The sequence below is a fragment of the Rodentibacter sp. JRC1 genome (genome assembly GCF_020521555.1).
Lineage (GTDB): Bacteria > Pseudomonadota > Gammaproteobacteria > Enterobacterales > Pasteurellaceae > Rodentibacter > Rodentibacter abscessus.
In genome coordinates, this window is record NZ_BPWA01000001.1 from 1,620,265 (window position 1) to 1,640,137 (window position 19,873).

15 protein-coding genes are annotated in these 19,873 nt (G+C 41.0%); 10 read left to right on the forward strand and 5 right to left on the reverse strand.

Annotated elements, in window-relative coordinates; genetic code table 11:
- Window positions 1-9: 9 nt before the first annotated feature.
- Complete coding sequence (lipA, locus tag HEMROJRC1_RS07520) at window positions 10-972, forward strand: lipoyl synthase (protein ID WP_226692335.1); 963 nt, start codon at window positions 10-12, stop codon at window positions 970-972.
- A gap of 153 nt (window positions 973-1,125) precedes the next feature.
- Here lipA and HEMROJRC1_RS07525 read toward each other — a convergent pair whose 3' ends face one another.
- Entirely contained in the window at window positions 1,126-2,781 is a 1,656-nt protein-coding gene (locus tag HEMROJRC1_RS07525) for a putative transporter (RefSeq protein WP_226692336.1), read from the reverse strand.
- 162 nt (window positions 2,782-2,943) lie between these two features.
- Here HEMROJRC1_RS07525 and HEMROJRC1_RS07530 point away from each other — a divergent pair, with 162 nt between their 5' ends.
- From HEMROJRC1_RS07530 to HEMROJRC1_RS07550, 5 genes are all read left to right on the forward strand, one after another.
- The gene (locus tag HEMROJRC1_RS07530) at window positions 2,944-4,731 is read left to right on the forward strand and encodes an ABC transporter ATP-binding protein/permease (protein WP_226692337.1); all 1,788 of its coding nucleotides are present in this window, start codon (window positions 2,944-2,946) and stop codon (window positions 4,729-4,731) included.
- Between the two features lie 155 nt (window positions 4,732-4,886).
- A complete protein-coding gene (locus HEMROJRC1_RS07535) occupies window positions 4,887-5,942 on the forward strand; it encodes a rod shape-determining protein (RefSeq protein WP_194811470.1) in 1,056 nt (351 codons plus the stop codon).
- Between the two features lie 169 nt (window positions 5,943-6,111).
- Window positions 6,112-7,167 carry a rod shape-determining protein MreC gene (gene mreC / locus HEMROJRC1_RS07540; RefSeq protein WP_226692338.1) on the forward strand — a complete coding sequence of 352 codons (1,056 nt, stop codon included), beginning with the start codon at window positions 6,112-6,114 and terminating at the stop codon, window positions 7,165-7,167.
- Complete coding sequence (mreD, locus tag HEMROJRC1_RS07545) at window positions 7,167-7,655, forward strand: rod shape-determining protein MreD (protein ID WP_226692339.1); 489 nt, start codon at window positions 7,167-7,169, stop codon at window positions 7,653-7,655. The genes mreC and mreD overlap by 1 nt, the downstream gene beginning before the upstream one ends.
- A 335-nt stretch (window positions 7,656-7,990) precedes the next feature.
- On the forward strand, window positions 7,991-9,829 hold the full coding sequence (locus HEMROJRC1_RS07550) for an ATP-binding protein (protein WP_226692340.1): 1,839 nt from the start codon (window positions 7,991-7,993) through the stop codon (window positions 9,827-9,829).
- 40 nt (window positions 9,830-9,869) lie between these two features.
- Here HEMROJRC1_RS07550 and HEMROJRC1_RS07555 read toward each other — a convergent pair whose 3' ends face one another.
- From HEMROJRC1_RS07555 to HEMROJRC1_RS07570, 4 genes are all read right to left on the reverse strand, one after another.
- On the reverse strand, window positions 9,870-10,253 hold the full coding sequence (locus HEMROJRC1_RS07555; protein ID WP_226692341.1) for a hypothetical protein: 384 nt from the start codon (window positions 10,251-10,253) through the stop codon (window positions 9,870-9,872).
- A gap of 62 nt (window positions 10,254-10,315) precedes the next feature.
- Window positions 10,316-11,149 carry a PTS mannose transporter subunit IID gene (manZ, locus tag HEMROJRC1_RS07560; protein WP_226692342.1) on the reverse strand — a complete coding sequence of 278 codons (834 nt, stop codon included), beginning with the start codon at window positions 11,147-11,149 and terminating at the stop codon, window positions 10,316-10,318.
- 10 nt (window positions 11,150-11,159) lie between these two features.
- Entirely contained in the window at window positions 11,160-11,954 is a 795-nt protein-coding gene (locus HEMROJRC1_RS07565; RefSeq protein ID WP_226692343.1) for a PTS mannose/fructose/sorbose transporter subunit IIC, read from the reverse strand.
- Between the two features lie 11 nt (window positions 11,955-11,965).
- Entirely contained in the window at window positions 11,966-12,955 is a 990-nt protein-coding gene (locus tag HEMROJRC1_RS07570) for a mannose/fructose/sorbose PTS transporter subunit IIA (protein ID WP_226692344.1), read from the reverse strand.
- A gap of 428 nt (window positions 12,956-13,383) precedes the next feature.
- On the opposite strand from HEMROJRC1_RS07570, the gene HEMROJRC1_RS07575 reads away from it, so the two are divergent.
- The 4 genes from HEMROJRC1_RS07575 (at window position 13,384) to HEMROJRC1_RS07590 (ending at window position 19,602) form a co-directional block, all read left to right on the forward strand.
- Window positions 13,384-15,255, forward strand: coding sequence for a tRNA(Met) cytidine acetyltransferase TmcA (locus HEMROJRC1_RS07575; RefSeq protein ID WP_226692345.1), 1,872 nt, complete (start codon window positions 13,384-13,386; stop codon window positions 15,253-15,255).
- Window positions 15,252-15,428: a DUF5363 family protein gene (locus HEMROJRC1_RS07580; RefSeq protein ID WP_194812814.1), complete on the forward strand. Its 177-nt coding sequence runs from the start codon at window positions 15,252-15,254 to the stop codon at window positions 15,426-15,428. The genes HEMROJRC1_RS07575 and HEMROJRC1_RS07580 overlap by 4 nt, the downstream gene beginning before the upstream one ends.
- 228 nt (window positions 15,429-15,656) lie before the next feature.
- The gene (gene mfd / locus HEMROJRC1_RS07585) at window positions 15,657-19,100 is read left to right on the forward strand and encodes a transcription-repair coupling factor (protein WP_226692346.1); all 3,444 of its coding nucleotides are present in this window, start codon (window positions 15,657-15,659) and stop codon (window positions 19,098-19,100) included.
- 217 nt (window positions 19,101-19,317) lie between these two features.
- Window positions 19,318-19,602, forward strand: a complete 285-nt coding sequence (locus HEMROJRC1_RS07590) for a hypothetical protein (protein ID WP_226692347.1) — start codon at window positions 19,318-19,320, stop codon at window positions 19,600-19,602.
- The last annotated feature ends 271 nt before the right edge of the window (window positions 19,603-19,873 follow it).

Genomic DNA, 19,873 nt, shown 5'->3' on the forward strand with positions numbered 1-19,873 from the left:
GAAAGAGCTATGTCAACGCCATTCAAAATGGAGCGCGGCGTCAAGTATCGTGATGCGGCAAAAACCTCAATTATTCCGGTAAAAAATATTGATCCGAACCAAGAATTATTAAAAAAACCGGAATGGATGAAAATCAAACTACCGGCAAGTTCACTCAAAATCGAACGGATCAAAAATGGTATGCGCCGCCACGGGTTGCATTCTGTGTGTGAAGAAGCCTCCTGTCCGAATTTACACGAGTGCTTTAACCACGGTACGGCAACCTTTATGATTTTGGGGGCAATCTGTACACGCCGTTGTCCGTTTTGTGATGTCGCTCACGGCAAACCTTTACCGCCTGATCCGGAAGAACCGCGCAAACTTGCCGAAACCATTCAGGATATGAAGTTAAAATATGTGGTGATTACCTCTGTGGATCGTGATGATTTGCCTGATCGTGGCGCGGGGCATTTTGCGGAATGTGTGAAAGAAGTGCGAGCCTTAAACCCGGGAATCAAAATTGAGATTTTGGTACCGGATTTCCGAGGACGCATTTCTCAAGCATTAGAAAAATTAAAAGATAACCCACCGGATGTGTTTAACCACAATCTTGAAAACGTGCCGCGTTTATATAAAGAAATTCGACCGGGTGCGGATTATGAATGGTCGTTGAAATTACTTCGTGAATTTAAAGAAATGTTTCCAAGTATCCCAACAAAATCAGGGTTGATGGTGGGATTAGGGGAAACGAATGAAGAAATTTTACAAGTTATGCAAGATCTACGTGACAATGGAGTGACGATGCTGACGCTCGGTCAATATTTACAGCCAAGCCGTCATCATCTACCTGTTGCTCGTTATGTACCGCCGGCGGAATTTGATGAGTTCCGTGAAAAAGCAAATGTGATGGGATTTGAACACGCAGCTTGCGGACCATTTGTTCGTTCTTCTTACCACGCTGATTTGCAGGCAAGTGGTGGGCTCGTTAAATAAAAAATCGAATTCAAGAATTGCATAAATCGCTGAAATCGTTTCTTGTTTCTTCTTCGCAGACGGAATAAGAATTGAAAAACGTTGCTTTTTATGACCGCACTTTAGGAATGAAAAATGGGTTATTTCAATAGAAATAACCCATTTTGTTATGGTTTAAATTGTCCAAAGTAGCACGGCTAAAAGTTGCGGCGAGATAATTCTCAAGAACATTACGAGCGGATAAACCGTTGCATAAGATAAGGAAGCCGCTCCGTTGTCTTCTTTAATTTCGTTCGCAAATGCAAGTGCCGGTGGATCGGTCATTGAACCGGCAAGCAAACCGCAAATGCTGAGATAATTCAGTTTGGCGTATAAGCGTGCGATAATGCCGACAATCATTAATGGAACGAAGGTGATGAAAATTCCATAACCCATCCATTCTAGCCCTTCACCATTGACAAGCGTATCAACAAAATTTCCTCCGGATTTTAACCCCACCACTGCGAGGAAAAGCACAATGCCGATTTCGCGTAAGGCAAGGTTGGCACTTGGCGGCATAAACCAATAGAGTTTTCCAATACTGCCGATTCGCGCAAGAATAAGCGCAACGACAAGCGGCCCACCGGCTAAACCGAGTTTAAGCGCCACAGGGAAACCCGGGATATAGAACGGAATAGAGCCTAGTAGTACGCCAAGTCCAATACCGATAAAGACAGGGAGCATTTGCACTTGTAAGAGCTTTTGTTGAGCATTACCGATAACGGAAATGGCTTGATTTAATACATCGGTGCGCCCCACCATATGTAATACGTCACCGAATTGCAATGTCGTATTACCGCTTGGTACAAGCTCGATCCCCGCACGATTTAAACGGGAAATAACCACGCCGTATTTTTGATGAACATTAAGCGTTCGGATTTTCTTACCGAGAACTTTTTCATTTGTTACGACCACACGTTCTGCACGAATTTCACCACTTGTAGAGATAGCAGGCATATCTATTTTATCGCCAATGATTAAGTGCATTTTTCGAAGCGCGCTGGCATCGCCGACTAAATGAAGTATATCATCAAGCTGAATTTTCGTATCCGCTTTGGGAACGATAACGTCTTCTCCACGTTTTAAGCGGGAACAAACGACATCTTCATCATCAAATCCGGGGATTTCAATTAAGGTGAGTCCGTCTAAATTATGATTGGTGACTTTTATCGAACTGGTATGTAAGCTTTCTTTGTCCTGTCCTGTTTCTTTATTAAAACGGTTTGCCTCTTCTTCAATTTTAATTTTAAAGAAGAGACGAATAAGCCACATAGAAAGTAAAATCCCGCAAATGCCAAAAGGATATGCCATAGCATAAGCCATCCCCATCGTTGAAGTAACATGAGTTAGCCCCAATTCGCTTAAGATTTGTTGTCCCGCCCCCAATGAAGGCGTGTTCGTTACCGCACCGGAATAAATCCCTAATGCGATATCTAACGGCACATCAATCGCTTTGGTAAGCACGACCACTGAAAGCGAGCCCAGCACAACAATTAAAATTGCAAGTCCGTTGAGTTTTAATCCTGATTTTCTTAGCGAAGCAAAAAAACCGGGACCAACCTGAATCCCAATGGTATAGACGAATAAAATTAAGCCGAATTCTTGGATAAAATGCAAGGTGTGCGCATCAAGCCGAATGTCGTATTGATTAGTAAAGTGTGCAACAATAATTCCGCCGAACAGAACACCGCCGATACCTAAACCGACTCCCTTTATCTTCCAATGCCCGATCCATAAACCAATTACGGCAACTAGGGCAAGAAGACTAATCGTGATTGCAATATCACTCATATAAACCCCTTAAAGATAATTTTAACTAGAAATGATTATAACAACTTGGTTTTCTGAAAACTTAACGAAACTCAAAAAATGATAGGTTCATCACATTTTTTCTTGCTTAATCATAAACTCTGCCTAAAATGACCGCACTTTTAAATTTTCACGGATTAATTTATGGATTACGGGCAAGAGGCGATGACCTCTCTCTTTTGGATTTTGAAAACACTTGCGATTACGGCGATAGTGTTTAGTTTTGGGATTTTTTTGCTGGTGCGTTTTACCCATTGGGGAAAACAATTTTGGATGTTTGCCGGCGGCTATCTTTCGCCGAAACGTAGTATTAAACCTTTACTCTTCTTTCTACTGATCGTTGCGTTGACGCTTGTGAGTGTACGCATTAGCTTGGTTCATTCCGAATGGTATAAAAATATGTACACCTCATTGCAGGAATTTAACGAAACGGTTTTCTGGCAACAAATGGGATTATTTTGTGTGATTGCGGCGAGTGCGGTTTCTACCTCGTTAGTGAGTTATTATATTGAACAACGTTTTGTCATCGGTTGGATTACTTGGCTGAATGATGAACTCGCAAATAAATGGATGACAAACCGCGCCTATTACAAAACACAATATCTTTCTGCGAACTTAGATAACCCCGATCAACGAATCCAACAAGATGTGCAATCTTATGTAAATACTACGCTTTCTTTAAGTACGGGGGTGATTGATGCCGTCACCTCAATGATTTCCTACAGTATTCTCCTGTGGGGATTAGCAGGACCAATGATGGTGCTCGGCGTGGAAATTCCACATATGATGGTGTTCTTAGTTTTCGGTTATGTGATTTTTACCACATTGATCGCATTTTGGCTTGGTCGTCCATTGATTAATTTAAACTTTGCCAATGAACGTTTAAACGCTAACTACCGTTATTCCCTTATTCGTATTAAAGAATATGCCGAAAGTATCGCATTTTATGCTGGTGAAAAAGTGGAGCAAAATCACTTATATCGCCAGTTTCGTGCCGTGATAAATAATATGTGGACGATTGTTTATCGAACCTTAAAATTCTCAGGTTTTAATCTTGTGGTAACTCAAATTTCCGTGGTATTTCCGTTGCTGATTCAGGTTGGACGCTATTTTGAGAAACAAATTAAATTGGGTGATTTAATGCAAACATTGCAAGTGTTCGGACAGCTACATTCCAATCTTTCCTTCTTTCGTAATACCTATGATAATTTCGCAGGCTATAAAGCGACACTTGATCGTTTAACCGGCTTCACTTACGCCATTGATATGGCAAACCGTGAATCAAAAACAGATATTCAGCCTCACGAAAGTGATGTGATTTTTGAGCATTTGAGTATTAAAAACCCTTTTGGTCGCACCTTGATTAGTGATCTTAATCTTCGCTTACCAAAAGGCTCTCGTCTATTAATTCAAGGTAATTCCGGTGTAGGGAAAACCACCTTGTTACGCACAGCCGCCGGGCTTTGGTCTTACTCTTTAGGAAAAGTATCTTGCCCGCAAGAACAACTCTTCCTTTCTCAGAAACCTTATTTACCACAAGGTAATGTATTGGCGGCTTTGGCTTATCCGAAAAATATCGAAGAAATTGACCGCACTTTGGTGGAAGAAACCTTGCGCAAAGTACAGCTTGGACATTTGCTGGATCGTCTAGAGCAAGATCAAGATTGGACACGCATTCTTTCTTTGGGGGAACAACAACGGCTGGCATTTGCACGTTTATTGTTACATAAACCGAAGGTTGCATTTTTGGATGAGGCGACGGCGAGTATGGATGAAGGCTTGGAGGAGGCGATGTATCGCTTACTCAGAAAGGAATTGCCGGCAATGACAATAATTAGTGTTGGGCATCGTTCCACATTAAAAACTTTCCATCAGTTGCAGTTGCATATTTCAAGTAACGGAGCATGGCAGTTGATTGAAATCTCCGAATAATTTCGAGTGGAAAGTGCGGTCATTTTGGGGCTTGCTTTTAACGCTATTATGTAAAAAGACTATTATCCATAGCGATTTTTTGGTACATTTAGCACAATTTTTTGTGCGATCCGGTATGGACAAGTTTTACATCAATTCAAATTAACGGAATTATTATGTTATTTAAAAAAGTACGTGGTTTATTTTCAAACGATCTTTCAATTGATTTAGGTACGGCGAATACGCTGATTTATGTGAAAGGTCAGGGCATCGTGTTAGATGAGCCTTCAGTCGTTGCGATTCGTCAAGATCGTATGGGCGCATATAAAAGTATTGCTGCAGTCGGTAAAGAAGCAAAACAAATGTTGGGACGTACACCGAAAAGCATTGTGGCGATTAGACCGATGAAAGACGGAGTGATCGCAGATTTTTCCGTTACCGAAAAAATGTTGCAATATTTCATCAAACAGGTTCACAGCGGTAATTTTATGCGTCCGAGCCCACGCGTGTTAGTTTGCGTGCCGGCAGGCGCAACCCAAGTAGAACGCCGTGCGATTAAAGAATCTGCATTAGGTGCAGGGGCTCGTGAAGTCTATTTAATTGAAGAACCGATGGCAGCAGCAATCGGTGCAAATTTACCGGTTTCCACGGCGATTGGTTCGATGGTAATCGATATTGGTGGTGGTACGACCGAAGTTGCCGTTATTTCTTTAAACGGTATTGTTTATTCTTCTTCTGTTCGTATCGGTGGCGACCGTTTTGATGAAGCGATTATTTCTTATGTTCGCCGTACATTCGGTTCTGTCATTGGAGAGCCGACCGCAGAACGAATCAAACACGAAATCGGAACGGCTTATATTCAAGAGGGTGACGAGATTTTGGAAATGGAAGTGCATGGCCATAATCTTGCGGAAGGTGCGCCACGCTCATTCAAATTAACTTCTCGTGATGTTTTGGAAGCGCTTCAACAACCTTTAAACGGTATTGTTGCGGCGGTTCGTACCGCATTGGAAGAATGTCAACCGGAACACGCCGCAGATATTTTCGAGCGTGGTATGGTGCTCACCGGTGGTGGTGCTTTATTGCGTAATATTGATATTTTGTTGACCAAAGAATGCGGCGTACCGGCAATTGTTGCAGAAGAACCGCTCACTTGTGTGGCACGTGGCGGTGGTGAGGCGATCGAAATGATTGATATGCACGGCGGCGATATCTTTAGCGACGAAATCTAATTTATCATCAATATAGTGAATTAAATTTAAAATATTTATCGTATGCAGTTCCCCGCCGTATTACCTGTACTGTCTTCAGCTTGCGGTTTTGTATCCATTTTAATTTAATTCACTATAAAAGTGCGGTTGGTTTTGACCGCACTTTTGCTTTGAGCATTTAGGGATCTGAATGAAACCGATTTTTGGAAAAGCTCCTCCTTTAGGCATTCGTTTAATACTTACCGTGATTGCCTCCGTCTCACTAATTCTTGCTGATGAGCAAAATTCGATGAATAAAGCGCGCAGCATAATGGAAACCGCTGTCGGAGGGTTGTATTATTTGGCGAATAGTCCGCGTACCGTGTTAGACGGAGTGTCGGAGAATCTTGTCGATACCAACAAATTGCAAATTGAAAACAAAGTACTGCGTGAGCAATTACGTGAAAAAAATGCCGATTTATTATTATTAGATCAACTTAAGGTCGAAAATCAGCGTTTACGCTTATTATTAAATTCACCGTTGCGGACGGATGAATACAAAAAAATTGCCGAAGTTCTAACAGCCGAAACAGATATTTATCGCCAACAAATTATTATCAATCAAGGTGAAAAAGATGGTGCCTATGTAGGGCAATCGGTGATTGATGAAAAAGGTGTGATTGGGCAAATTATTTGGGTGGGCGCAAATACCAGTCGCGTATTATTATTGACTGATGTAAGGCATTCAATTCCGGTGCAAGTGCTACGTAATGACGTGCGCGTGATTGCGAGTGGAACCGGACATACCGATGAACTTACACTTGATAATGTGCCTCGTTCGGTGGATATTGAAAAAGGGGATTTATTGGTCACTTCCGGCTTAGGCGGGCGTTTTATTGAAGGTTATCCGGTAGCAGTGGTTCAAAGCGTATCACGAGACGGCTCAAATTATTTTGCAACAGTCAAAGCCAAACCTTTAGCTTCCTTAGAAAGATTACGTTATGTCCTTCTCCTTTGGCCGAGTAATATTGATATCTCAAAAGTGAAATCAATATCGCCGGAAGAAGTTCGGGAATTAGTGCAAAAACGCTTAGAAAGTCAAGCCAATGAAGCGAATAATGCAGTGCGTAAAACTAAAATTACAATAGATGAACAAAAATTGGCAACCGAAAATAGCCGGGAAAGCGCAGAGCCTGAAATACCAACAGAAGTGCCGCAGGAAGAACCGATTTCATCAGAACAATTAGAACATCGGGAGGAGGATTGATGCAAATGCGCTTAATTTTACAATGGGCAACGATCTTCTTGTTTTTTATTGTTGCGCTTGTCTTGGAACTTGCGCCTTGGCCGCTGGGCTTTCAGGCGTTTAAACCTTCGTGGTTGATCTTGGTTTTACTCTATTGGGTATTGGCAATCCCAAATAAAGTGAATATCGGTTTCGCATTTTTACTTGGCGTGATTTGGGGATTGGTATTAGGGTCAACCCTTGGCATTCATGCGTTAGTGTTATCGATTGCGTTTTATTTCATCGCAAAAAATTACTTAGTGCTGCGTAACCTTTCTATATGGTTTCAAAGTTTATTAGTGATTATTTTTGTTTTTGTTATTCGCTTGGCTATTTTCCTTGTAGAATTTTTCCTACATAGTGCCGTGTTTAATTGGCAGGAAATTTTTGGTGCTGTTGCTTCCGGTATATTATGGCCGTGGGTATTTTTACTTATGCGTAAAATACGTCGTAAAGTCAAATTACATTAAGATAAAAAGCATATTTCGGTGGTTTCGGTAAACGAGATAATAAGAAAGGAAATCGGTATTATGCATCACTTGCACAAAAGGCTGTTTTTAATTCAAATGTAGGGTGCGTTAGGCTTGCCGTAACGCACCAAACTTGGGTTTAACGGTGCGTTACGCCTTTGGCTAACACACTCTACTCTGGTTTTGTGCAACTGATACATAATACCCTTCTTTTTTTACTGTTTTTGTGCTTATCCGGTAAGGCGTCTTACTGAATTTCCCGTAAAATTATCGTCCTCATCAAAGTATTTTCAATGCTAGAATAACGCTATGATTTTATTCTCATCTATGCACTTATGAAGAACCTCAAATATTTTACTCAGCGTTATGTTGATTGGGTCATTAAACTCGGGCGAATTCGTTTTTCTTTGCTCGGCTTGTTTATTCTTGCTGTTTTTGCCCTTAGCGCTCAAATTTTATTGAGCTTGTTTATCACAAATAGAATTGATTGGATAGATTTGATTCGTTCAATCATCTTTGGGCTTTTTACTGCACCTTTCGCTATTTATTTTTTTACGGTTTTGGTTGAACAGCTTGAACGCTCAAGATTAGATTTATCCAAAACCGTTTTCCGTTTGAAAAATGAAGTTTCCGATAGAATTCAGGCAGAAAAAGAGCTTTCTATTGCGCTAGATAAATTAGAAAAAAATAGCCGTGATAAAAGCACATTACTTGCAACTATTAGCCATGAGCTGCGCACGCCATTGAATGGAATTATAGGGTTAAGTCGAATTTTATTAGATGATCAACTTTCAATCCGGCAACGTAATTATTTAAAAACTATCAATGTAAGTGCGGTCAGTTTAGGCTATATTTTTAGTGATATTATTGATTTGGATAAACTTGATGCCAAGCGATTGGAGTTAAATTTACAACCAACGGATATTAACACTTTGCTTGATGACATTCGAAACTTTGCAGTGTTGATGACCGAACCTAAAAAATTAGTTTTCTCTTTAAATGTTACAACACCTTTACCTGATTTATTGTATTTGGATCGTACTCGATTGAGCCAAATTCTTTGGAATCTTATTAATAATGCTGTGAAATTTACCGAACAAGGGAAAATTACGCTTTTAGTCGATTTTAATGATAGAAAAGAAGAATTGCATTTTTCCTTAAGTGATACCGGAAGTGGAATTGAACATAGTGAACTGAGCAATATTTTTAAAATGTATTATCAGGTTAAAGAAAATAGTAACCGTTCAGCCGGTAGCGGTATCGGTTTAGCCATATCAAAAAGCCTTGCAGAATTAATGAGTGGGGATTTAACTGTAGAAAGTCAAATGGGGAAAGGATCAACTTTTCACTTGAATATTCTCGCAAAAAAAGCAACATCGGTGATGAAAAATGAATTAATTAATTCTCTAAATTTATCTGTCCTATTAGTCGAAGATATTGAACTAAATATTATTGTTGCAAAAAGCGTTTTAGAAAAATTAGGACATCGGGTTGATGTGGCAATGAACGGGCAAGAGGCAATCCAACTGTTTGAGCGTAATGTTTATGATATCGTATTGCTGGATATTAAACTGCCTGATATGTCGGGTTTTGATATTGCCGAGCATCTACGTCAAAAATATGAAGATGGTGTCTATGATTTTCTTCCCCCCCTTATCGCATTTACGGCTAATGTTATGCAAAGCGAAAAAGAATATCTGGCTAAGGGAATGGATGGGGTACTTCGTAAGCCTTTAGCGATTGAAGAATTACATCAATGTTTAAATCATTTTTTTGCGATAGGCGATATGGAAAACTTTATTGATAGGGAGCATGAATCTAAGTTTTCTTATCAATCCCTTGATTTTTCATTAATTAATTTATTAGGTGATGATCAGGTTAAGACAAATATTGAATTGTTTAATCGAATAATGCCGACTTATATGACAGAGCTTCACGAGGCTTATAAACGATATATGAATGATCATTCTTTATCCTTATCTGTTGCGGATATTGCCCATAAAATTAAAGGTGCGGCGGGCTCGGTCGGGCTGGTTCGTGTACAAAAATTAGCTGAAAAAATTCAACACAATGAGGACGAGAATTGGTCTATTAATATTGAGCAGTGGGTTGAGCAACTCACTCAATCTTGGCAAGAAAATGTGAAAGAGTTGAAAGATTATCTAAAACATTGAGGAAATTGACCGCACTTGAGGAAAAAGTGCGGTCAATTTTTTAGCGATTTTCAGCAGTCAGTTTTTCTTCGGAAAATTCTCTAAGCTGCTTTATTTCATATTTTGCTTTATCGGAAAGTACTTTATTATCTTTCAACATTTGTTCGGAACGTGCCAAAATAAAACGTAAATAATCAACCTTTTGAGTTTGTTCAAATAATCGTTTCGCTTGGTACATATCGGCAAAATCTTTATTGGCTTGACTGAGCAACATTTTTTGCCCGAATAAAACGATTAACACCAGAGCCAAGCTGATAACTGTACCGTATCCGTTTGTCGGATAATAAAGCAAACCGCCAAGTATAAATAAGCCGGAGACCAAACGGGAGCTGTTTTTAATATAAGTTTCACTTGGCGGTGCCTTTACTAATTCTGCTAATTTCATCACAATTATCCTAAAAAATAAGGACGCTATGATACGCCCTTACGATCAATTTAGACAACTATTTAAGCGAGAACCCCCGCCCAGTAGCCTAAGATTCCTACACCAAATAAACCGAAGATAATCACCATTGCATTGACTTTTTTACGCAGTAAATACATACAGAAGAAAGTTAGTAATAATGCGAGCAAGCCTGGGAGAAGATTATTTAATACACCTTGTAAGGTTACAATCACTTCTTCACCCACTTGGTTTTTATAACGGATGAGTTCTAACGGCACGTTGATTGTCGTCCATTTTGATACCAGCGAGCCCATGACAAAGAGACCGAGAATTGAGGCTCCCTGCGTAATTTTTTGTAAACGTCCCCCGCTCATATCAGAGACAATTTCAGTACCTTTTTCATAACCGTATTTGAAACCGTACCAACGGGTTAATGCACGAATCACGTTGATTAAAATAAAAAACAACAAAGGACCTAAAAGACTACCGGTTAATGCGATACCCGCACCAAGGGCTGCTAAAACCGGACGTAGTGTTCCCCAAAAAATTGGATCTCCTACACCGGCAAGCGGTCCCATAAGACCGACTTTCACACCGCTGATTGCGGCATCATCAACATCTTTTGCACCGTTTGCATGTTCTTGTTCCATGGCGGCGGTTACGCCCGTAATGGCAGAACCGACCCAAGGGTGTGTATTGAAGAATTCAAGATGACGTTTTAATGCCGCCGCTTGATCTTCTTTTTTACTATACAGGCGTTTGATGGTTGGGATCATAGAAACACAAAATCCCATTGATTGCATACGTTCAAAGTTGAATGAACCCAAAAGGAACGTTGAACGGAAGTAAGTGCTTAAAATATCGCTTTTTGTAAGGGTAACTTTTTGTTCTGACATAATGCGCTCCTTATAAACCTTCTAATTCGTTATCTGCTAATTTTCTTTTGCTTGCTACAGGCATTGCCGCTTGGTTGAAGCGAGGATTTAATTGGATATAAAGCATTGCCAAACAAGTACCTAAAATGCCTAAACCTACTAAATTGTAATTAGTGAAAGAGGCAATCACGAAACCAAGGAAGAAGAACGGCATTAAAGCACCCGCACGCATCATATTGATCACCATTGCATAACCCACAACTACAATAAACCCACCGGCAACTTGTAAACCACGGGTAATGACTTCAGGAATGGCATTTAACGCACTGGTTACCGTATCCGTACCTGCGACTAAGCCTACCGCCAATGCCGGAATCGCAACACGCAATGCTTGCAAAGAAAGACCGGCAAAGTGGCACAATTCAATACCACGGAAATTCGCTTGTTCGGCAAATTTATCCGCTTTGTGTTGCAAGAAAATGGTTAAGGTACGCACAAAAATAGTGAGAACCTGACCGGCTGCGGCAACAGGTACGGCGATTGCAATCGCTGTTCCTACGGATTGTCCGCCTTTGATAACCAAAATAGCGGAAATTACACTTGCAAGTGCCGCATCCGGTGCCATTGCCGCACCCACATTCATCCAACCGAGTGCGATCATTTCTAACGTACCGCCGAGAATGATACCGGTTTCAATGTCGCCTAATACCAAACCGATCATCGTACAAGCGAAAAGCGGACGGTGGGTTTGGCGTTCATCTAACACACTTCCCATACCGCAGATTGCCGCAACGAGGACGACTAAAATGAGTTCCATTGTTGACATAAAAGGTTCTCCTAAAATTTAATTGAATCTAATTTTTCACGGGTAAGTTCAACGGGCTTATTTGCCGCCACTTTTTGAAGTGAGAGTTTCACACCCATATCGAGTAATTTTTTGAAGGCTTCCACATTGGAAGGATTTACCGTAACCGCATCGGAAAGTTGTTTATTGCCTTCTTTATGTGTCATTCCTCCCACATTAATGGAATCAATGCGTAATCCGCCTTCGATTAAACGCACGACATCTTCAGGTTTCGTGACTAACATCAAAATATTACGGCTGGCGTATTTCGGATTGTTATATACCTTAATGGCTTTATCCACGGAAATGACATAAGCCTTCAAGTGTGGAGGGGCGATTTGAAGCAATAATTCCTTACGAAGTTCATCATTTGCCACCTCATCGCTAATGGCAAAAATGGCTTCACATTTTATCACTTTTGCCCAAGAGGTTGCGACTTGACCATGAATTAAACGGTCATCAATGCGTAGTAAGTTCACATTCATACGACCATTCGGATCATATTGAGTGTTATCTTCTTCCTCATCTTGTGTTTCTTCTACCTTTTCGGTTTTCGTTTCTTCAGGTTGGCTGAAAGAAGCGGTTTCATCAGGTTTACGGTAGCTTTTCACCGCCATCACGCCCACTTCTTTAGCGGTTGCAGCCAGATCCTCTGCGGATTTTGCATCATCCTTGGCATCTAACACTTCCAACAGCATCGGTAAACTTACACCGGTCACTATGTCGTCTTGTGGGCGTTTCGCCGCCACACGGGCAGCGGCATTGTATGGGCTACCGCCGAATAAATCGACTAAAAATAACACCGCATCTGATGGAGAACATTGCGCGATAATCGCTTCATATTTTTCCACCAAGGTGTCTTGCCCTTCTCCCGGAACGAATGTTACGCCGTGGAGTCCTTCCACTTCGCCGAACACCATTTCAGAAGAATTCACCAGCTCTGCGGCAAGTTTGCCGTGAGCGGCAACGATTACTTGAATCATCGGGTACTCCTAAAGTTAAAAAAAGTGGCGCAAGCATAATGTAAACGTTTGCTTAACGCAATATTGGGGAATGCAAACCCATGCGTCAGATCAAGTTTTTTGCAGAATAATGGAGTGTTATAAAGAAAAAAGTCGATCATAAAAAAACTTTTTTTACCTATCGAGTTTCCGCTAAAATACAGAGAAATCCTCGGTATTATGTATCAGTCGCACAAAGAGAACTTTATATCCAATATTTGTTTGAGGTAGGGGGGCGTTAGCTTTGCGTAACTCACCGATTAATAAGGCTTAATAATGAAATGGTGCGTTACGCCTACGGCTAACACACCCTACGCCTTTGTTATTACGTTACGGCTTCGCCTAACAGCACCCCACAATGATTTGTGCAATTGCTGCATCATATCGGAAATCCTTATTGGGGAACGGTGATGCTAACTAGACAATGCCAAGTGCTTATTTCTGACATATTGCCTAAAAATTTACCACCGCAAGCTATTATTGTCGGAGAAGAAGGTGTACCTTTTTCTAAAGCGATGAATTTACTTGGTCGAGAATTTGAACATATTGTATTTGACGGGCGAAACGGCATACATTTAGAAGCTCTTGCCATTGCAGCCGGCACGATGAAAATGGGAGGAATGCTTTGCCTTTTATTATCTGATTGGGAAAATTTAGCGCAATGTCCGGATCAGGATAGCCTTCGTTGGAATGGTACGGAGGCAATGATTTGTACGCCGAATTTTATTCATCATTTTAAACAATGTCTTAAAGATTATTCTTTCCCTATTTTGACGGCACAAAGTGCGGTCGATTTTCCACAAGTTTTTCATCAGGCGGAAACAAAAAAACAGGCGGCCCCAAAGACCCAAGCAACCAAAGCTCAGCAACAAATCATCGAACGGATTTTACAACAACAATCTGATCTTTATTTCCTAACAGCAAAGCGAGGACGAGGAAAATCGGCGTTGCTTGGGCTACTGATCAATCAAATTGAAACGCCGATTTATCTCACCGCCCCCAATAAAAGTGCGGTCAATATTTTGTGTGATTTTGCCGAGCGGCGGTTTACATTTCTTGCTCCGGACGAGCTGAATGCACGTTTACAACAAGATTCTAGGTTCAGCGAAAATGCGTGGCTTTTAGTGGATGAAGCCGCGATGATCCCCTTGCCTCTGTTACAGCGGTTTGCACAACATTTTAAGTATATCGTTTTCAGCACTACCATTCACAGTTATGAGGGAACAGGTCGGGGCTTTTTGTTGAAATTTAAGCAAAAAATCGACCGCACTTTTCAGCATGTTGAATTGCAACAACCTTTGCGTTGGCAAGCAAATGATGCGCTGGAAGGTTTTATTGAAGATCTTTTGTTACTCAACGTAGAAGATAAATTTAAGCCGATCAACTATAACGCACAAATGGCAATTCAAATTAATGAAATTGCCCAACCTCAGCTTATTCGTTCCATTGAAACCTTTTATGGCTTAATGACATTGGCACATTATCGCACCTCGCCTATCGATTTACGCCGCTTACTTGATGGAGAGAAACAGCGTTTTTATTTTGCCGAATCAACACATCATCTTCTCGGTGCGGTTTGGGCGTTAGAAGAGGGTGGAATGAGGAATGAAAAACTCATTGAACAAATTCAACAGGGAAAACGCCGCCCAAAAGGAAATCTCGTACCGCAGGCTCTTTGTTTCCATGCTAATCTTCCTCAAGCCTGTCGATTATCTTCTTTGCGCATTTCACGTATTGCCGTGCAGCCGAATTGGCAACAACGAGGAATCGGGCAAAATTTGATTGAGTTTTGCCTGAAAGCAAATGTAGATTTTCTTTCCGTGAGTTTTGGTTATACGAGGGAATTGGCGTGTTTTTGGCAAAAATGCGGTTTTGTTTTGGTGCATTTGGGGGAACATCAAGAAGCAAGCAGCGGTTGTTATTCGGCAATTGCTTTACGAGGCATTTCTGAACAAGGGCAGGAATTAGTGCAGATTGCACATCAACAATTTCAGCGAAATATCGGGCTTTCTTTTCATCCTTTAGCAGAAAATATAACGAATGAAAAAATGGATTGGTTGTTAGCCGAAGATGATTGGCAAAGTCTAAAAAACTTTGCCGATTTCCACCGCACTTTGTTCTCAACCATACCGGCAATTCGCCGTTTATTGAAAAATAAAGGGGAAGAAAATTTTCCGCATATTTTGGCGTATTTAACAAAAAAACAGTTTCCCTATGATAAGAAAAAAAGCGTAGAATGCTTTCGTTTAGAAATTAAACGATATTTAAAGGAACTTTTATGACGACAACAGAAAAAAACGAAAAACCAAAAGGCTGGTTTAAACGAGCTTTAGAAAAATACGACAATTTCTTAAAAACCTATGATCTTGACTCACCAAGCTGTTGCGGTGTGCCGAAAATGCGTGAAGATGAGAACGGAAACCTACATAAAGAAGATTCTCTCTTTAAAAAGTAACCTGTTTTTTTATACAGACATCAGCTTGAATCCCCTTTTTTAATCCAGTAAACTATGCGTTAATTTTTCTGGTATTATGCCTCACTTGCACAAAAGGCTGTTTTTAATTCAAATGTAGGGTGCGTTAGGTTTGCCGTAACGCACCCTACCCCAAGAAATATCAGAGATAAAATTTTCTTTGTTAAATGGATACATAATACCGAATTTTTCCAACGGATTGACGCATTAATGAACACCACTTTTTTCCAACTCGATATTCCCACCGAATCCAACGATCACAAAATTCTAGGCAATGTATTACAGGGCGCAGATGCCCTTGCCATAAGCGAAATTGCCGAGCAAAACCAAGGTTTAACCGTTGTTGTGACGCCTGATACCCGAAGTGCGGTGCGTTTATCGCGTGTTTTATCGGAATTAAGCAAACAAGATGTTCGCGTATTTCCCGATTGGGAAACCTTGCCTTACGATATTTTCTCACCGCATCAGGAAATCATTTCTTCACGTTTGAGCGCACTTTTTCACTTACAAAATACTAAAAAAGGCATTTTTCTTTTACCGATTGCCACATTAATGCAACGCCTTTGTCCACCGCAATATTTGCAACATAACGTACTGTTAATCAAAAAAGGCGATCGTTTGGTGATCGATAAAATGCGTTTACAGTTGGAAGCAGCCGGTTATCGTTCGGTTGAACAGGTGTTGGAACACGGCGAATATGCGGTGCGAGGTTCATTGCTGGATTTGTTTCCGATGGGAAGTGCGGTGCCTTTTCGGTTAGATTTTTTTGATGATGAAATCGATTCCATTCGTACCTTTGATGTAGATACCCAGCGCAGCCTTGATGAAATTCAATCTATTAATCTTTTACCTGCGCACGAATTTCCGACCGATGATAAAGGCATCGAATTTTTTCGCACGCAGTTTCGAGAAACCTTTGGTGAAATACGCCGAGATCCGGAACACATTTATCAACAAATCAGCAAAGGGACATTGATTTCCGGTATTGAATATTGGCAGCCGCTTTTCTTTGCGGAAATGGCAACATTGTTTGATTACCTACCAAAGCAAAGTTTATTTGTGGATATGCAAGGCAATCAAGCGCAAGGTGAGCGTTTTTTCCAAGATGCGAAACAGCGCTATGAACAACGCAAAGTTGATCCGATGCGCCCTTTGTTGCCAGCGGAAAAACTTTGGTTAAATATTGATGAAGTGAATCTCCGCTTAAAAACTTACCCGAGAATTACCCTTCAGGAAGAAAAAGTGCGGTCATCCGTACGCCGGAAAAATTTACCGGTTTCCCCATTGCCTGCATTGACTATTCAATCGCAACAAAAAGAACCGCTTGGGCAACTTCGTCAATTTATAGAACATTTCACAGGCAATATCTTGTTTTCGGTAGAAACGGAAGGGCGGCGCGAAACTCTGTTGGATTTACTTCAACCGCTCAAACTTAAACCAAGACAAATTCAATCTCTTGAACAGACGCAAGAAAAATTCAGCTTATTAGTGGGTTCTCTTGAGCAAGGTTTTATTATTGAACAAACACCACCATTGGCAATTATCGGTGAAACAGATTTATTGGGTGAGCGTGTACAACAGCGCCAACGTGATAAACGCAAAACCATCAACCCCGATACCTTGGTGCGTAATTTGGCAGAATTAAAAATCGGGCAACCCGTTGTTCATCTTGATCACGGGGTGGGGCGTTACGGTGGTTTGGTGACATTGGATACCGGTGGCATGAAAGCGGAATATTTATTGCTGAATTATGCCAACGAATCCAAACTTTATGTGCCGGTAACCTCGTTACATTTAATTAGTCGTTACGTAGGCGGTTCGGATGAAAGTGCGCCGTTGCATAAATTAGGCAATGAAGCTTGGGTGAAATCCCGTCAGAAAGCGGCGGAAAAAATTCGTGATGTCGCCGCCGAATTACTTGATGTCTATGCACAGCGGGAAGCAAAAAAAGGTTTTGCGTTTAAATATGATCGTGAAGAATTTCAACAATTCGCCGCCACGTTCCCCTTTGAAGAAACGCATGATCAGGAAATGGCAATTAATGCGGTGATTTCGGATATGTGCCAGCCGAAAGCGATGGATCGTTTGGTTTGTGGTGATGTGGGCTTTGGGAAAACCGAGGTGGCAATGCGTGCGGCATTTTTAGCCGTGATGAATCATAAACAAGTGGCAGTCCTAGTGCCGACCACGTTATTGGCGCAACAACATTTTGAAAACTTTAAAGATCGCTTTGCCAATTTACCGGTGAATGTGGAGGTGTTATCCCGTTTTAAAACGGCAAAAGAGCAAAAACAAATTTTACAAAATCTTGCCGATGGTAAGGTGGATATTTTAATTGGCACGCATAAACTCCTCCAATCTGATGTGAGATTTAGTGATCTCGGTTTGTTAATTATTGATGAAGAGCATCGCTTTGGTGTAGGGCAAAAAGAGAAAATTAAACAGCTTAGAGCCAATATTGATATCCTTACTCTCACGGCAACACCGATTCCACGAACGCTCAATATGGCGATGAACGGTATTCGGGATCTTTCCATTATTTCCACCCCGCCTGCACGCCGTTTAAGCATTAAAACTTTCGTTCGTCAGAAAGATGATCTTGTGGTGCGAGAGGCGATTCTGCGTGAGATTTTGCGCGGAGGGCAAGTGTATTATTTACACAATGATGTGGCGAGTATTGAAAATACGGCAGAAAAATTGACCGCACTTGTACCTGAAGCCCGTGTAATTGTTGGGCACGGGCAAATGCGGGAACGTGAGTTAGAACGTGTAATGAGTGATTTTTATCACCAACGTTATAACGTATTGGTATGCTCAACCATTATCGAAACCGGTATTGATGTTCCGACAGCGAATACCATTATTATTGAACGCGCGGATCACTTTGGGGTGGCACAATTACACCAATTGCGTGGGCGTGTCGGCCGTTCACATTATCAAGCCTATGCGTATTTGCTTACACCACCGCCAAAAATGATGACGAAAGATGCCAAACGCCGTTTGGATGCGTTGGAAAATCTGGATAATCTTGGGGCAGGCTTTATTCTTGCCACGCACGATTTAGAAATCCGTGGTGCAGGTGAATTGCTCGGCAATGAACAAAGCGGACAAATCGAAAGTATCGGTTTCTCACTTTATATGGAATTGCTGGATGCGGCTGTGAAGGCGCTAAAAGAGGGGCGGGAACCCTCTTTGGAAGAATTGACACTGCAACAGGCGGAAATTGAATTGCGCATACCTGCATTATTACCTGATGAGTATCTCGGCGATGTCAATATGCGTTTGTCTTTCTATAAACGCATTGCCGCTGCGAAAAGTAAACAAACGTTAGATGAGCTAAAAGTTGAACTTATCGATCGTTTCGGCTTGCTACCAGAGGAGGCAAAAAACTTAATCCAAATTGCAGAACTCCGTTTATTGATCGAACCGCTGAAAGTGTTGCGTATTGATGCCGGCAAGCAGGGCGGCTTTATCGAATTTTCCCCAACTGCAAAAGTTGACCCTGAAAAATTTATTCAACTCATCCAAAAAGAGCCGATTACCTACCGTTTTGACGGCCCGTTGAAATTCAAGTTTATGAAGGATCTAACAGAGAATAAAGTGCGGTTGGAATTTGTTGTAGAATTGGTGCGCTTTTTGGTTGGGGAGCAGTGAGTAATATTGCGGATAAAATTAACAAATATCTATGGTATAGCTATATTGTACTGTTTGTTAAATTTTATTTACATTTATTTACAAAAAAGTGCTATTTTTAAACGAAAAATATTGTAGAATGTGCGACCATTTTATGGCTAACAGCTTTATAAGCTAAAATGTAAATTAACCCCTTATTTTTAAGGTATAACGGAAATTTTTCTTTTCTTTATATAGTATGAAACATATACTGATGAGCACAGCACAGCACAGCACAGCACAGCACAGCACAGCACAGCACAGCACAGCACAGCACAGCACAGCACAGCACAGCACAGCACAGCACAGCACAGCACAGCACAGCACAGCACAGCACAGCACAGCACAGCACAGCACAGCACAGCACAGCACAGCACAGCACAGCACAGCACAGCACAGCACAGCACAGCACAGCACAGCACAGCACAGCACAGCACAGCACAGCACAGCACAGCACAGCACAGCACAGCACAGCACAGCATGACACAAGCTTTTTCTTCTATTTAGTAAAAAACCCAAGTCTAAAGGTTTTTATTTATTAAAAACCTTTAGACTTGGGTTTTTTTTGTTTTTTTATTAAGCTCAAGTATCCGGTATTTAGTTGCACTCCTATATTTATTGGGAGGATGCGTTACGCTTCGCCTAACACTACCTTACAATGATTTGTGCAGTTTTGCTATAAATACCGCAAGTATCTGAAATTTATCCTATCTTTTATTTGTATGAAATTTTCTTTAGATTTGAAAATATCATAT